13 protein-coding genes are annotated in these 15,629 nt (G+C 32.8%); 7 read left to right on the plus strand and 6 right to left on the minus strand.

Annotation, left to right across the window (positions count from 1 at the left end):
* Positions 1-29: 29 nt before the first annotated feature.
* The 6 genes from lon (at position 30) to rpsA (ending at position 8,858) form a co-directional block, all read left to right on the plus strand.
* Complete coding sequence (gene lon / locus B0A67_RS21230) at positions 30-2,483, plus strand: endopeptidase La (protein WP_072964485.1); 2,454 nt, start codon at positions 30-32, stop codon at positions 2,481-2,483.
* A 641-nt stretch (positions 2,484-3,124) separates the two neighbouring features.
* The gene (locus tag B0A67_RS21235; RefSeq protein ID WP_072964484.1) at positions 3,125-3,724 is read left to right on the plus strand and encodes a murein L,D-transpeptidase catalytic domain-containing protein; all 600 of its coding nucleotides are present in this window, start codon (positions 3,125-3,127) and stop codon (positions 3,722-3,724) included.
* Between the two features lie 45 nt (positions 3,725-3,769).
* Entirely contained in the window at positions 3,770-4,462 is a 693-nt protein-coding gene (cmk, locus tag B0A67_RS21240; RefSeq protein WP_072964483.1) for a (d)CMP kinase, read from the plus strand.
* A gap of 68 nt (positions 4,463-4,530) precedes the next feature.
* Entirely contained in the window at positions 4,531-5,907 is a 1,377-nt protein-coding gene (locus B0A67_RS21245; RefSeq protein WP_072964482.1) for a nucleoside permease, read from the plus strand.
* Between the two features lie 246 nt (positions 5,908-6,153).
* Positions 6,154-6,693, plus strand: coding sequence for a hypothetical protein (locus B0A67_RS21250; protein WP_123887450.1), 540 nt, complete (start codon positions 6,154-6,156; stop codon positions 6,691-6,693).
* 386 nt (positions 6,694-7,079) lie between these two features.
* Positions 7,080-8,858, plus strand: a complete 1,779-nt coding sequence (rpsA, locus tag B0A67_RS21255; protein ID WP_072964480.1) for a 30S ribosomal protein S1 — start codon at positions 7,080-7,082, stop codon at positions 8,856-8,858.
* 366 nt (positions 8,859-9,224) lie between these two features.
* On the opposite strand, the gene B0A67_RS21265 is transcribed toward rpsA, so the two are convergent.
* Entirely contained in the window at positions 9,225-9,755 is a 531-nt protein-coding gene (locus B0A67_RS21265) for an ExbD/TolR family protein (RefSeq protein WP_072964478.1), read from the minus strand.
* Positions 9,756-9,776: 21 nt separating this feature from the next.
* Positions 9,777-10,304 carry an ExbD/TolR family protein gene (locus B0A67_RS21270; protein ID WP_072964477.1) on the minus strand — a complete coding sequence of 176 codons (528 nt, stop codon included), beginning with the start codon at positions 10,302-10,304 and terminating at the stop codon, positions 9,777-9,779.
* A gap of 212 nt (positions 10,305-10,516) precedes the next feature.
* On the opposite strand from B0A67_RS21270, the gene B0A67_RS21275 reads away from it, so the two are divergent.
* Positions 10,517-11,071: a fasciclin domain-containing protein gene (locus B0A67_RS21275; RefSeq protein WP_072964476.1), complete on the plus strand. Its 555-nt coding sequence runs from the start codon at positions 10,517-10,519 to the stop codon at positions 11,069-11,071.
* 92 nt (positions 11,072-11,163) lie between these two features.
* Here the strand turns inward: B0A67_RS21275 and B0A67_RS21280 are convergent, their stop codons facing one another.
* The 4 genes from B0A67_RS21280 to B0A67_RS21295 all read right to left on the minus strand — a co-directional run bounded on the left by B0A67_RS21280 (position 11,164) and on the right by B0A67_RS21295 (position 15,626).
* Positions 11,164-12,009, minus strand: coding sequence for an EamA family transporter (locus B0A67_RS21280; RefSeq protein ID WP_072964475.1), 846 nt, complete (start codon positions 12,007-12,009; stop codon positions 11,164-11,166).
* Between the two features lie 111 nt (positions 12,010-12,120).
* Positions 12,121-12,261 carry an SsrA-binding protein gene (locus B0A67_RS21285; RefSeq protein WP_072964474.1) on the minus strand — a complete coding sequence of 47 codons (141 nt, stop codon included), beginning with the start codon at positions 12,259-12,261 and terminating at the stop codon, positions 12,121-12,123.
* A gap of 115 nt (positions 12,262-12,376) precedes the next feature.
* Positions 12,377-13,825, minus strand: coding sequence for a serine hydrolase domain-containing protein (locus B0A67_RS21290; protein ID WP_072964473.1), 1,449 nt, complete (start codon positions 13,823-13,825; stop codon positions 12,377-12,379).
* A 25-nt stretch (positions 13,826-13,850) separates the two neighbouring features.
* The gene (locus tag B0A67_RS21295; protein ID WP_072964472.1) at positions 13,851-15,626 is read right to left on the minus strand and encodes a M56 family metallopeptidase; all 1,776 of its coding nucleotides are present in this window, start codon (positions 15,624-15,626) and stop codon (positions 13,851-13,853) included.
* Between the last annotated feature and the right edge of the window lie 3 nt (positions 15,627-15,629).

Consider the following 15,629-nt stretch of genomic DNA (forward strand, 5'->3'; position numbering starts at 1 on the left):
TTTAATGACAAAACGACTTATATACTATTATGTCAGACCATAAAATACTTACTATTGACAATCTGTCACTTCAGGAATTTGATTCTGAAGCAGAATTAATTCCATTATTAACTCCAGAAGACGAAGAGGAAATGAACAATGAAGAGCTTCCGCTTTCGTTACCTATTTTACCTTTACGTAATACCGTTTTATTTCCGGGAGTTGTTATTCCGATTTCAGCGGGAAGAGATAAATCAATAAAGCTAATTAATGATGCCAATGCAGGAGGAAAAATAATTGGAGTTGTTTCTCAAATTAATGAGGAAGACGAAGATCCTTCAAAAGATGATATACATAAAATTGGAACTGTAGCAAGAATCCTGCGCGTTTTAAAAATGCCTGACGGAAATGTTACGGTTATTTTGCAAGGAAAAAAACGTTTCGAAATTGACGAAGTTACTTCAGAAGATCCGTATATCACAGCAACGATCAAAGAGGTTTCAGAAGAACGTCCGGAAGAAAATGATACTGAATTTACTGCTATTTTAGATTCTGTAAAAGAATTAGCGATTCAAATCATAAAAGAAAGTCCAAACATTCCTTCAGAAGCTACTTTTGCGATTAAAAACATTGAAAGCCAATCGTTTTTAATCAATTTTGTTTCTTCTAACATGAATTTATCGGTAAAAGAAAAACAAGGTTTGTTATCGATAAACGGATTAAAAGAGAGAGCGCTTGAAACCTTACGTTATATGAACGTGGAGTTGCAAAAATTAGAATTGAAAAATGACATTCAGTCAAAAGTACGTTTTGATTTAGACCAGCAGCAGCGTGAGTATTTCTTACACCAGCAAATGAAAACCATTCAGGAAGAATTGGGAGGCGTTTCGCAGGAAGAAGAAATGGACGAAATGGGACTGAAAGCGAAAACAAAAAAATGGGACGAAAAAACGCAAAAGCATTTCGAAAAAGAATTGTCTAAAATGCGTCGAATGAATCCGCAATCACCTGATTTTGGAATTCAGCGTAATTATTTAGAATTGTTTTTAGAATTGCCTTGGGGTGAATATTCTAAAGATAAATTTGATTTAAAACATGCTCAAAAAATATTAGATAAAGATCATTTTGGACTTGAAGAAGTTAAGAAAAGAATGATCGAACATTTGGCTGTATTGAAACTTCGTAACGATATGAAATCGCCAATAATATGTTTAACAGGACCTCCGGGAGTTGGTAAAACCTCGATTGGACGTTCAGTTGCCGAAGCATTAGGACGTGAATATGTACGCATTTCATTAGGCGGTTTACGTGACGAAGCAGAAATTCGCGGACACAGAAAGACCTATATCGGTGCAATGCCAGGTCGTATTATTCAGAGTTTGAAAAAAGCGGGAACATCAAATCCTGTATTTATTTTAGACGAAATAGATAAACTTTCCAGCGGTAACAGCGGAGATCCTTCTTCTGCCTTATTAGAAGTTTTAGATCCGGAACAAAACAATGCTTTTTATGATAATTTCCTTGAAATGGGATATGATTTATCTAAAGTAATGTTTATTGCGACATCAAATAATATGTCTTCGATTCAGCCGGCGTTGCGTGACAGAATGGAAGTTATTAAAATGTCAGGTTATACGATCGAAGAAAAAGTTGAAATTGCCAAAAGACATCTTTTTCCTAAGCAATTAGAGGCTCACGGATTAACGACTAAGGACTTGACAATTGGTAAAAAACAATTAGAAAAAATCGTAGAAGGATACACGCGTGAATCCGGAGTTCGTAACTTAGAAACTAAAATTGCCCAGGTTATTCGTAACGCTGCAAAATCAGTCGCAATGGATGAGGAATACAATAAAAAAGTAACTGACGAAGATATCGTTAAAGTTTTGGGTGTGCCAAGATTAGAACGAGATAAATACGAAAATAATGATGTTGCCGGAGTTGTCACAGGTTTAGCCTGGACAAGTGTTGGTGGTGATATTTTGTTTATTGAGTCCTTAATTTCTGAAGGAAAAGGCTCATTGACGATCACCGGGAATCTTGGTAATGTGATGAAAGAATCAGCTACAATTGCTTTAGAGTATATTAAAGCCAATGCTAAAAAGTTAGGTTTAAGTGTAGAATTGTTTCAGAAATACAATATTCACCTGCACGTTCCGGAAGGAGCAACTCCAAAAGACGGGCCAAGTGCCGGTATTGCGATGTTGACTTCCCTGGTTTCGTTATTAACTCAAAAGAAAGTAAAGAAAAGCTTGGCAATGACTGGTGAAATAACTCTTCGAGGAAAAGTATTACCAGTTGGCGGAATCAAAGAAAAAATCTTAGCAGCAAAAAGAGCTAATATTAAAGAGATTATTTTATGTCACGAAAACAAAAGTGATATTGATGAAATTAAAGCAGAGTATTTAGAAGGCCTGACTTTTCATTACGTAAAAGAAATGAGCGAAGTTTTAGCTTTAGCGATAACAGATCAGAGTGTTAAAAATGCTAAGCAGTTGAAATAAATTTCAATTAAATCTCAAATAAAAATTCCNNGGAATTTTTATTTGAGATTTTTTTATTTTTTGTCGTTATATAATTTTATCTTTATAGTTGCGTTATTTCCATATAGTAATCCGTTCAAAAGCAGGCAATATGATTGGTTTGTCTCTTTTAAATTAAGCTTTGGAATGTTAGTTTTATCAATTTAGTTAAAACATAAGTTGAATTATATTTGATCTTAATAGTTTTAACGACAATGGGTTACGGTTTTTTGAGCAAAGTAATTGATTTACAGTTTTTCTAAATAATTAAAAAAAATAATGTAAATTTGGCGCAGTTAATTCATGATATTGAATCGCAGTTTACAAAGTATTCGATAATACAGAAAAAAATCGCCGTTAGAAATTGCAGTTGATTTTATAAAGAATTAGAATATGTGCCTTGCATTGAAAATTTTCTTTAGAGAATTTACAGTAATGAAGTATTTCTTTTTTGAACCCTGTTCGCGGAGAAACCAACATTTATAGATCAATAAGTAATGAGATAGTTTCATTAAGTTTAGATTTAAAAATGAATAAATTAAAGTTTAATTATTCGTATTCAAGATACACATTGGCAGTTAATACAAGTCTTTTTGGTCTAATCTTAAATTTTCAATAGTTATATGAAAATAATCAGTTTGTTTTTGTTTGTGACTGTAGGGTTTTTAACGGGTTCAAAACACTACTATAAAGAAGAAGTGATGACTACTCTGGAAGTAGAAAGAATGAATACCAGAGTAAGTGAAATAAGAAACATGATTAGTATTGATCCTAAATACAATACTAAAATTGCTTTTTTTGTTGATATGAGAATACCTTCAGGTAAAAATCGTTTTTTTGTTTATGATTTAGTAAATAATAAAATAATTGACCAAGGGCTTGTTGCTCATGGTTCCGGATCTGAAACCGGAGTAAAAGGAAGCCTGAGATTTAGCAATACACCAAATTCAAATTGTACAGCATTAGGCAGATACGCTATAGGGAAATGTTATAAAGGAGGTTTTGGTAAAGCATATAAATTAAGTGGTTTAGACGAAACCAATAACAATGCCTTATCGAGAGCTATCGTTTTGCATTATTACTCTGCAGTTCCTTATGAAGAGCAGGATTATTATATTAGCAATAGTCACGGATGCCCAATGGTTAATGAGCAATTCTTCAAAAGAATCGAAAAAATAATAAACACTTCTAAGTCAAATATCGTTTTGGATATATATTATTAGAAAACTTCACATAATAGAAAATCAATAAAATTTAAAATTACCATTTTGAAAAAAATTACCGTTGCTATTGATGGATTTTCATCAACAGGAAAAAGCACTTTGGCCAAACAATTAGCGAAAGAGCTAGAATATGTTTATGTAGATACCGGGGCAATGTACCGCGCAGTTGCTCATTATGCAATGCAGAATCAGTTCATAGGAACTGATTTTTTTGATAAAAAAGCACTGATTGAAGCATTACCAAAAATTCAGTTAGAATTTAAATTCAATGCTGAACTGGGATTTGGTGAAATGTACCTGAATGGTGAGAATGTTGAAAAACAAATTAGAACCATAGAAGTTTCCAGTTTTGTGAGCAGAGTAGCAGAAGTTTCTGAAGTGCGTTCTAAATTAGTAGAACAGCAGCAGGAAATGGGGAAGAACAAGGGGATAGTTATGGATGGTAGGGATATAGGAACGGTTGTTTTTCCTAACGCTGAGCTTAAAATCTTTATGACTGCCAGTGCTGAAACCCGTGCGCAAAGACGTTTTGATGAATTGCAGCAAAAAGGTGACAATGTGTCGTATGAAGATGTTTTGCAAAACGTAGTCGAGAGAGATCACATAGATACACACCGCGAAGATTCTCCTTTGGTGATTGCTGATGACGCGATAGAAATAGATAATTCCTACTTAAATAGAGAAGAGCAATTTTCAGCTGTTTTAGAATTGATAAATGATGTTGTTAAAACAGTTTAATTTTTTGCAGAAACCATTTTTAGTGGTAGTTTTACCGCTTCATTTATTTAAAAAGACAATTTCATCATATGGGAATTAAAAACAGGTTGATTATAATGAGCTTTCTTCAATTTTTTGTTTGGGGAGCCTGGCTTATAACAATTGGAAATTATTGGTTTGGAACGAAAAATTGGGAAGGCACCCAATTTGGTCTTGTTTTTGGAACTATGGGAATTGCATCTTTATTTATGCCCACTCTTACCGGAATTATTGCAGATAGATGGATAAACGCTGAGAAATTATATGGTTTTTTACATATCGTTTATGCATTGGTTTTATTTGGAATCGCACAAGTTACCACGCCTGATAATTTTATATATGTAATGTTTGCCGCAATGTGTTGTTATATGCCAACAATTGCACTCAGTAATTCAATTTCGTATACGTCATTAAAATTAAATAATAAAAACATCGTAAAAGATTTTCCGCCAATTCGGGTTTGGGGAACCATAGGTTTTATTGCCGCTATGTGGATTACTAATTTGAGTGGAAGTAAAGCGACAGAATATCAGTTTTATATCGCCGGAGTTGGCGCTTTAATTCTTGGTGTTTATGCTTTTACATTGCCAAAATGTGAGCCACAGCGATTGACAAAAGAAGACGCTACATTAACAGAGACTTTAGGTCTGGAAGCTTTTAAGCTATTCGGAAATTATAAAATGGCTTTGTTTTTTGTGTTTTCTATGTTTTTAGGAGGTGCCTTGCAATTAACAAATGCTTACGGTGATGTTTTTCTGGATGAATTCAAGCATTTTCCTAAATATGCAGATTCTTTTGTAATTCAATATTCGACTATTATTATGTCGATCTCTCAGGTTTCTGAAACCTTGTTTATTTTGGCAATACCGTTTTTCTTAAGACGTTTTGGAATCAAACAAGTAATGCTGATTAGTATGCTGGCCTGGGTTTTACGTTTTGGATTATTTGCTTTTGGAGATCCTGTGGGAGGTTTATGGATGATTATTATGTCTTGTATTGTGTACGGAATGGCATTTGATTTCTTCAATATTTCAGGTTCGTTATTTGTAGAAAGCAATACTGATTCTAAAATTCGTTCATCAGCGCAAGGGTTATTCATGATGATGACGAATGGAGTAGGGGCTGTTTTAGGAAGTTTAACGTCGGGTTGGGCGATTGATCGTTTCTTTACAAAATCGTTTCATAACACAACTGAATTAGCCGGTTTTTTGCAGACAGACAGTACAAATTCTAAAATGTTAGATTTTGTAAAAAGCCATGGCAATACAGTTTCTGCTGATGGTATTTTTGGCAGTGAAATCCTGATGAAAGACTGGCATAACATCTGGTTATCATTTGCAGCATATGCTTTGATTATCGCTATTGCTTTTGCGGTTTTGTTCAAGCATAAACACGATCCAAAGGAAATTGAGAATTTAAGTCATTAACAACTTATTATATATTTAAAATCCCGTTTTCAATTGTATTGAAAACGGGATTTTTATTTACTGGAAGTTTATTTCATGGCATTCAAAATGACGCTGACTTTTTCAATAACAGCACCGATATCTTTGCTATTTCTTGAATGTCATTATCTTAACGTAGAAGTAAAGATTTGATTTTTATATTGAATTTGAGTACTATAATGCAATTTATTATATAAATTGGCTTTGGGTAAAATAAATGTGTTAAAAATGAAATTTGAGTTACATTTCGATAAAGATATTTATAATAGTCAAATGGATTTATTGTTTGATTTGGCCTGGAAAGACAAAATAGCTTATTATAAAAATTCGCAATATTTTGGTATATTGTTAGCTTTTATTGGTATTGCTATGATTTATAATCGACCTAATGTATTTGGAATCGGTTATGTTTTTGTGTTTTTCGGACTATCTAATCTTATTTCTTTTGTTTATTATTATTTCAAAATAAGATCTTTTTATAAAAGAATGGAAAATGTTAAAGTAAAAGAAATTAATGATTTTCATTATGTGAAATATATGAATTTAGAATTTACAGAAAATGCATTAATAGCAACTTCTGGCGATCATTTTAATCTTATTCAATGGTCAGAATTCATGGACTATATTGTCAAAGAGAATAATTTGATATTGATAACTAAAGATTACGAACCTTTAATTTTAAGTGAAATTGAAGTTGGTTCAGAAAACTTTGAAGAAATAATATCTTTTGTGAAAGCAAAGTTTGAAGGTAGAGTGAAAAATAGTTAAAATTTTGGCAAAGATAGTTGCTGATAGTAAACCCGACAGGTTTTAAAAACCTGTCGGGTTTGTTAGTAATAAGATCTTATGAAAATCTAAAAACCTTCTAATATAGCCCCGATAAAGTGGATATCCTTTTATGGTGGGGTTCACCATAAAAGATAGGACTGAAAGCGGGACTTAAGGTATTAAAAACCCTTAAATTTGCTGCTCCTGAACAATAGGCTGATAATCATATCGAATTGTTTTGCTATTACAAATAAATGTATTAATTTTGCAAACCTTTTGGCAGAGAAGAGTTTCCATTAGGTATCAACTATTTATGTAAAACAACTTCTGTTTTTTCTATCGCTTTATGAAACTCAAGAAAAGCAGAATACAAATTTTTTATCAGCATGTCTGAACAATTAAAATCACAAGAAGAGTTTTTAGCAAATTTTAACTGGCATAACTTCGAAGAAGGTATCGATGCAGTAGATGAGAAAAACTTACAAGAATTCGAAGACTTAGTATCAAAAACTTTCATCGCTACAGACCAAGAAGAAGTAGTTGAAGGTGTAGTTGTTAGAATTACAGATAGAGACGTTATCGTTGATATCAATGCAAAATCGGAAGGTGTTATTTCTTTAAACGAATTCCGTTACAACCCAAACTTAAAAGTAGGTGACAAAGTAGAAGTATTAATCGACATCCGTGAGGACAAAACAGGTCAGTTAGTATTATCTCACAGAAAAGCACGTACTATCAAATCTTGGGATAGAGTTATTTCTGCAAACGAAACAGGAGAAATCGTTAATGGTTTTGTAAAATGCAGAACTAAAGGTGGTATGATCGTTGACGTTTTCGGAATTGAAGCTTTCTTACCTGGTTCTCAAATTGACGTTAAGCCAATTAGAGACTACGATGTATACGTAAACAAAATGATGGAATTCAAAGTGGTAAAAATTAACCACGAATTCAAAAACGTTGTTGTATCTCATAAAGCGCTTATCGAAGCTGATATCGAAGTACAGAAAAAAGAAATCATCGGTCAATTACAAAAAGGACAAGTATTAGAAGGTGTTGTTAAAAATATTACTTCTTATGGTGTGTTCATTGACTTAGGTGGTGTTGATGGATTAATTCACATTACTGACCTTTCTTGGAGTAGAATCAACCACCCAAGTGAAGTTCTTGAATTAGACCAAAAATTAAACGTTGTAATCCTTGATTTCGATGATGAGAAAACAAGAATTCAATTAGGATTGAAACAATTAAACGCTCACCCATGGGATGCTTTAGATGCTAATTTAAACATTGGTGATAAAGTAAAAGGTAAAGTAGTTGTAATCGCTGATTACGGTGCATTTATCGAAGTTGCTGAAGGTGTTGAAGGTTTAATCCACGTTTCTGAAATGTCATGGTCAACTCATTTACGTTCTGCTCAGGATTTCGTAAAAGTTGGAGATGTTGTTGAGGCTGTTATCTTAACTTTAGATAGAGATGACCGTAAAATGTCATTAGGTATCAAACAATTGACTCAAGATCCATGGACTGACATTACTTCTAAATACCCAGTAGGTTCTAAACATACAGGTATCGTTAGAAACTTTACAAACTTTGGTATTTTCGTAGAATTAGAAGAAGGAATTGATGGATTAATTTACATCTCTGACTTATCTTGGACTAAGAAAATCAAACACCCATCTGAATTTGTAAATGTTGGTGAGAAACTTGATGTAGTAGTATTAGAATTAGATGTTGAAGGACGTAAATTATCTTTAGGTCACAAACAAACTACTGCTAATCCTTGGGATCAATACGAAGATTCTTTCGCTGTAGGAACTATCCACAATGGTGAAATTTCTGAAATCGTTGACAAAGGAGCTACTGTAGAATTCGGAGATGATATCGTTGCTTTCATTCCTACTCGTCACCTTGAAAAAGAAGACGGAAAGAAATTGAAAAAAGGTGATACTGCTGATTTCAAAGTAATCGAATTCAACAAAGAATTCAAAAGAGTAGTTGCTTCTCACACTGCTATCTTCCGTGAAGAAGAAGAGAAAAATGTGAAAACTGCAACTGAAAATACTTCATCTAACTCTTCTACAAATGCACCAGCTGCAACTTTAGGAGATAGCAATGATGTATTGGCTGCATTGAAAGCTAAAATGGAAAAAACTGAGAAAAAATAATTCTTAGTTTCCTCTAAATAGAAAGTCCCACAGCAATGTGGGACTTTTTTTTGTGGTCTTTGTTTTTGATTTTCTTTGCGAGATGGTACGCGGATGACACAGATTCGCAAGCTAAAACACGGATAAAAACGGATTTTTGATTTAATGACCGCGAGAAAAAGAACAATTTTGTATTACAATGCAAGGTTGTCAGTTCGAGCGAAGTCGACAACTTTTCATGAATTGGAATTTGAAATTTTGCTATTGAAATTCATTTTTTTCAGGAGCTATTTCCTGCTTTCCGCTTCAATCTTTTTATTTTTTAAAGGAAAAAATAAAAAGGATTTCCACTTCAATCAGGGCTAGGGCAGTCGTTATTAAAAGATATTATCTTGTAGCTAATAATTTTTCTTCTTCAGGAGTAAATTCATTTAGAATACTGTAATTCTGAATGTTTAGTATCTTCATTTCATCTAAAATATTAACTAGATTTCCATAATTAGATTTTTGGCTTGGTTTAATAATTACAATTAAGCCATTTTTAGGTTTTCCTAAGCTTTTAGAATATTCAAGGACAATTTTGCTTCTGCTAACTAATTCTTTTCGAATCCCATTTTTACTATAATTCACTTTTTTTGGGGTTTCAATTGGGAAATTTACTAGTCCTGAGTAAGTTACTATTTCGTCATTTTCGTCTAGTAATATTGTCAATAGACGGTTTTCGTCTATATGCCTACAGCTAAAATATTCGCCGCAATCATCACAACCCGACATTCCATATTCTAAAACTTTTGGTTTTGCTAATTCGCCAACGACCATAAAAAAGATGATCAATAGGAAAGAAACACTTATCATTGCGGTTAAATCAACTCTTGTACTTAACTTTTTACTTCTTACTTTTTTAGGTAGATTTTGCATTGACTTTATAAATTAATTAAATTATTTAGTCGCCAATAAATTTGTTTCTTCCGGAGTAAATTCATTTACAATTGCATAAGTATCAATTTTAGCAATTGTCATTTCATCCAGAATATCTACTAGATTTTTATAATTGCATTTTTTACTAGGTTTTATAATTACGGTAATTCCTCTTCCGGGTCTGCCAAGTGCTGCAGAATATTCTAACATTGTTTTATTTCGGGCATGAAGCACCTTTCTGATTCCATTTTCACCATATATTGTTTCTTTGGGAGCAACAATAGGTACCTGTAAAAGTCCTGTATACGATACTAATTTATCATTTTCACCTAATAATATTGTAACTGATCTATTTTCTCCATAACAACCGCCACTCGATCTGTCTGTAACATCATTATCTGGCAAACTCAAATCCATTATTTTTTGTTTTCTCAATTCAATAGTCACCATAAAGAATATAATCAGCAAAAAAGAAACACTCACCATTGCGGTTAAATCAACTCTTGTACTTAACTTTTTACTTCTTACTTTTTTAGGCAGATTTTCCATATATGATAAATTGATTTACTAAAGTTAATAATAAAATTAACATATCGATGAACCTGAATTTAAAAAATAGTTCAAAATAATTTTGAGCATTAAACGCTTGTTTTACAGAGTTATTTAGAGATATTTCAAAGTTTTTGAAACTTTTTTAAAGATTTAATAAAACCAAAACGATTATTACCGCGTAAATGAGCTTATAACTTAAAATATTAATTATGAAAACTAGAAAATTTTTAGCCGTAGCCATCTTAGCATTAGGATTTGGATTTACATCATTTGCACAAAAAACTGTAATGGTTGGAGGAGCTGCAATGTACCCAAACAAAAATATTATTGAAAATGCAGTAAACTCGAAAGACCACACGACATTAGTAGCTGCTGTAAAAGCTGCCGGATTAGTTGAAACACTAGAAGGAAAAGGACCATTCACCGTTTTTGCCCCAACAAATGCAGCGTTTGATAAATTACCAGCTGGAACTGTTGAAACATTATTAAAACCTGAAAACAAAAAAATGCTTCAAACAATCCTGACCTATCATGTTGTTGCAGGCAAACTAAATGCTTCTGATATTGCCAAAGCAATTAAAGCAGGTAAAGGTAAAGCAACTTTCAAAACTGTTAGCGGTGGTACTTTGACTGCGTGGATGAAAGGAAAAGATTTATACATCAGCGACGAAAGCGGAAATAAAGCTAAAGTTACCATTGCTGATGTGAACCAGTCTAATGGTGTAATTCATGTAGTTGATACAGTATTATTGCCAAAAAAATAATATCTGTTAAACAAAAGCAGCCAAAATTAAAATTCCAAATTCCAATTTAAAACCTGGGATTTGGAATTTTAATTTACTAGAACATTGAAAGCTTATCTTTTTGCAGTTAAAGTAGATCCCACTGAAGCAATTACAACGCAAAGAACAGCTAAGATCTGAGAAAAAGTTAAATGTTCCTGCAAAAATAGAAAAGCACAAATAGATGCTGCCGCGGGTTCTAAGCTCATTAAAATACTAAAAGTACGGGGAGGAAGCTGCCCTAAGGCTTTCATCTCAAGTGTAAACGGAATTGCACTAGACAACAATGCCAATGCGATACCCATACCAAGAAATTTTGGGGTAAGATTTACTAATCCGTTTTCATGAAGACCAAATGGTAAAATTAGAATAGCGGCAAATAACATTCCGGTTGATACCGCCTGACCGCCATTCATAATTTGAGAAATCTTTCCGCCCAAAACTATATAAGATGCCCAGAGCACACCAGCCAAAAGCGCAAAAAAGACACCTAATAAATCTAAGCCGTCACTTGTCCAGGGAGCGATTAATACAATGCCTGCTGCCGCAAGTAAAACCCAGCAATAATCGATCAAACGTCTGGAGCCAATAATAGCAACTAGAAGAGGGCCAATGAATTCGAGTGTAACCGCTAAACCAATTGGGATTCTTTCGATCGCCAGATAAAAAATTAAATTCATAGCACCTAACGACAAACCGTAAGGAACAACAATTTTCCATTGTTTAGGCGTGATTGCTTTTAGATTTGGCCGGTATGCGATTAATAAAATGATTGCAGAAATTCCAATTCGTAACGATGCAGTGCCAGCGGCTCCAATGGCAGGAAATAAACTTTTGGCAATTGCAGCTCCACATTGTACGCTGATAATCGCTAGAAGCACTGCGTAAATAGGAGGGATATTGAATTCTTTATTTTTCATGAGATAATTGACGAGATAAGAAATACCTATACTAAAAGCATTTCCTATTTCTTAAGATAGTGTTGTTGAAACTGAGTTCAACGATATTGATGTAAAAGTTTTTTTTTAAAATTATTCCAAAGCTCTTTTAGTTACAAAAGCACGATAACCAATAATAGCCATTTGCCATTTTTTTGCTTTAGAGATGTCCAGACCCTGTTTGGTAAAACTAGGTAAAAGAACTTTATTTATTTTGGCTAAAAGTTTGTACATGGCAGATTAATTTTCGGCAAAGATATAAAAAAAGACTTTGCTGTCAGGCAAAGTCTTTTTTTGGATATTTTTCTAATGTATTAATTATGAATTAATTCCGTTTACAGCGATTGATTTATGATTTTTTAGTTAGAATCTTTTCGATCTTGTCCAGCATTTCTTTGGCATTCGAATTATCGGGATCCAACTCTAATGACTTTTTATAATTGTCTTTTGAAACTTCGAACTGATTATTTCTAAAATAACCATCTGCCAGACTATCAAATGCATTTCCTGATTTTGGATTTTCTGTCGAATTCAATTCCAGAACTTTGATGCCATCATTTAGTCTTCCGTGCTCCATCAGGGCATAACCAATAACATTTAAGCGGTATTGAAAATCCCAGTCCGGATGATTCTTTTTTACTGTCAAATAATTTTGTTTTGCTTTTTCGATATCCAATTTCAAAAAGTTCTGATTGATCTTTTCACCGGCAAGATAATAATCGTCTGTTAATGTTTTATCTACAATTGCGGCAACATGATTGACTACCTGACTCTGAACATACAAAGAAGAATATTTGTGTCCGTTTGATAAAAATATAATCGTTAGTTTGTTATCAGGAAATTTTCTAAAAGCAGTTTCATTACCACCGGTAAAACCGTAAGATAAAATTTTATTTACAGGAACAATTTCCCACCCATAAGCAAAACGATCCGTATTGTTGGTAAATTTAAAAGGCTCCCACATCAAATATTTCGTGTCCTTTTTCAGGTAAACATCTTTATCCAGATTTTCATTCCATCGAATAAAATTCTGCAGTGTAATGTTTAGTCCATTGGCAGAGTGCATATCAAATCCGGAGTTTAAAGTATTTCTTGCGTATTTTTTAGTTTCAGTACTATAATTATATCTTGGTGCACTATTCGGGACAGTTTCCCCAAAATTTGACGAAAAATAAACGCCTGATTTTATAGATGCAAATTGATTCTGTAAGATATAATCTTCAAACGTCAAGCTTGTGATTTTCTCAATAATCTTAGTCAGAAACAAATAATTGGTTTGATTATAACTGTATTCATTTCCTGTAACAAATTCCATTGGTTTTTTTGACAATATTGTTAGTTTTTCGTCAAATGGTAATGTAATTGCGATATCCTCAAACATAATAATATTAGGCAAACCAGAAGAATGTGACAGCAAATTTTTAACCTGTATGGTTTGCCATTCTTTTGGGAGATTGTCAATGTATTTTGAAATAGGGTCTTCTAATGACAATTTACTTTTATCAATTAGCTGAAAAATTCCAACGTTTGTTATTAGTTTAGTTGTAGAGAAAAGTTTAAAAGCAGTGTTTTTATCCACTGCTTTATTTTCTTCCAGAGACGCTTTTCCGAAATACTTTTCATAAATAACTTTTCCATCCTTAATAACCGCTAAGGCAACTCCCGGAATTTCATTTATTGCTATTACTTCTTTAATGTAACTGTCAATTTTTTGTTCGGTTAATTTGTCTTCGCTTTTTTGACTAAATGACAAATTAAAAACCAATAAAAGAGATGCTGTAAAAAACATGTTTTTCATATGATATTTGGGCTATTTTTTTAAATTAAGATTTTTGGCTTTCTCTTTCCATTCGTTTAAAATCTTTTTGATGTTCCTTCATGTTTTGCTCATATACTTTCATGTCTTTTTCAAATTGCTCCATCTTTTTTTCAAAATCAGGTCCAAATTGCTTTTCGATATTGGCGCTATATTTTTCCATTTCTACATCAAATTTATCCATTGCAATTCCAAATTTCTTCATTTCTTTATCGTATCCAAGTACTCGCTTCGCCATTATTTCGTCTACTTGCTTTTGATAAGCAGCCATTTGTGGTTCAAAGGCACTCATTTTTTTATCAAATTCCTCCATCTTTTTTTCGAAATTTTTCATCGCAACTTTATCGTTATGATTTTTTGGCGCTACCGGAGGTTTTGGCATTTTGGTTCTATCCGGTGGCGGCGGAATCATCAACTCTTTTGGCAATACAGGCGCTACCGGAGCAATAGGTGCTGCTGATAATGACTCTGTTGACGGAGGCGTAGGCGGAACTGGCGGATTAGCCATGTTCTGCTGACCATTATATTTTCTAGATTCTACAATACGATTTCCAGTTTTCACTGACTTATTAATATCACCATCTGTAACGAGGACAACTTCTTTAGAACCATTAGTTTTGGTCGTAATTACAATACCGCAACTTTCGATAGCGTGATCACCATTAATTTCAATATTTTGTGATTCTCTGGTTCCTTTTTTAATATCTACTTTAATAGCAATCAACTCCTTGTCAGAGTTTCTTTTTACATTCGATATCATAACATCAACATTATGATTTTTCTTTAGTTTTTCAGCAATTTCTTTTAGTTCCTGATCTGTTGTCGTTTTTTTAATTTTATAAATATCAATTTGACTGTCTTTTTCAACAACTTCTTTAAGCTCTTTTCTCTGTTTTTCCTGTGCTATTATTTTGATCTGAAATAAAAGCACGAAAGCTACAAGTGCAGGAATTACGGCATAATACTTCCAGTAATTTCGTTTTTTTGATTGATTTTTGTTTAACATGACAATTCGTTTTTTGATTAATGATTGATAAAAATGATTGGTGATGGCAACACAACTTTCATGTGTTGTAATTTTTAAAAGCGTGTATTGATAGGCTTTTTTATCGGATATTTTTTTAGCAGCTTCGCTATCTGCAATGAATTCAAGATTTTGCAGAATGGCTTTTTTGTACAGCCAAATTATTGGGTTGAACCAAAACAATACACAGAATATTCTTGATATTAAAACATCTAAAGTATGATTTTGATCGCTATGCACTTTTTCATGTTCTATAATATTCTCTAATTCTGAGGCCGTAAACATTGATGAGTTGTAAACGATATAATCAAAATAAGAAAACGGAGCAATATTTTCGTTAATATCAACAAATTTGAAATCAGCTTGCTGCTGTACTTCTTTACCCTTTAAAACAGCATTTAAACTATAAAAATCAATAGCAAATTTTATTAGTAAAGCTAAAAAGCCAATGGTGTAAACGGCAAGTATTATGTAATTCCTGTTAATTTCAAATGTTTCGTTTTCGATCGCATGAGTAATGTAAACTTTTGAATAATTAGAAATTGAACTTACAGTTGAATTTTCAACGGGAGCGGGGTCAATCCAGACAATTTTGGTATAAATTAAAAAAGGCAAAACTACTGAAGTTATCAAACCAGCCAATAAAAACCATCTGCTGCTATTGAAAAAAGTTTCTTTACTCAATAAAAAATAATAAGCACAGTAAAACAATACTAATAATCCGCTCGATTTTGCGATAAAAATGAAAAGTGGCTCCATAAA

It is taken from the genome of Flavobacterium aquidurense (genome assembly GCF_002217195.1).
Classification (GTDB): domain Bacteria; phylum Bacteroidota; class Bacteroidia; order Flavobacteriales; family Flavobacteriaceae; genus Flavobacterium; species Flavobacterium frigidimaris.

What these genes read in the sequence shown, in the direction of transcription:
- lon (WP_072964485.1), top strand. Translation starts at nt 30, where the DNA reads ATGTCAGACCATAAAATACTTACTATTGACAATCTGTCACTTCAGGAA.
- B0A67_RS21235 (WP_072964484.1), top strand. Translation starts at nt 3,125, where the DNA reads ATGAAAATAATCAGTTTGTTTTTGTTTGTGACTGTAGGGTTTTTAACG.
- B0A67_RS21245 (WP_072964482.1), top strand. Translation starts at nt 4,531, where the DNA reads ATGGGAATTAAAAACAGGTTGATTATAATGAGCTTTCTTCAATTTTTT.
- B0A67_RS21250 (WP_123887450.1), top strand. Translation starts at nt 6,154, where the DNA reads ATGAAATTTGAGTTACATTTCGATAAAGATATTTATAATAGTCAAATG.
- rpsA (WP_072964480.1), top strand. Translation starts at nt 7,080, where the DNA reads ATGTCTGAACAATTAAAATCACAAGAAGAGTTTTTAGCAAATTTTAAC.
- B0A67_RS21265 (WP_072964478.1), bottom strand. Translation starts at nt 9,755, where the DNA reads ATGCAAAATCTACCTAAAAAAGTAAGAAGTAAAAAGTTAAGTACAAGA.
- B0A67_RS21270 (WP_072964477.1), bottom strand. Translation starts at nt 10,304, where the DNA reads ATGGAAAATCTGCCTAAAAAAGTAAGAAGTAAAAAGTTAAGTACAAGA.
- B0A67_RS21275 (WP_072964476.1), top strand. Translation starts at nt 10,517, where the DNA reads ATGAAAACTAGAAAATTTTTAGCCGTAGCCATCTTAGCATTAGGATTT.
- B0A67_RS21280 (WP_072964475.1), bottom strand. Translation starts at nt 12,009, where the DNA reads ATGAAAAATAAAGAATTCAATATCCCTCCTATTTACGCAGTGCTTCTA.
- B0A67_RS21285 (WP_072964474.1), bottom strand. Translation starts at nt 12,261, where the DNA reads ATGTACAAACTTTTAGCCAAAATAAATAAAGTTCTTTTACCTAGTTTT.
- B0A67_RS21290 (WP_072964473.1), bottom strand. Translation starts at nt 13,825, where the DNA reads ATGAAAAACATGTTTTTTACAGCATCTCTTTTATTGGTTTTTAATTTG.
- B0A67_RS21295 (WP_072964472.1), bottom strand. Translation starts at nt 15,626, where the DNA reads ATGGAGCCACTTTTCATTTTTATCGCAAAATCGAGCGGATTATTAGTA.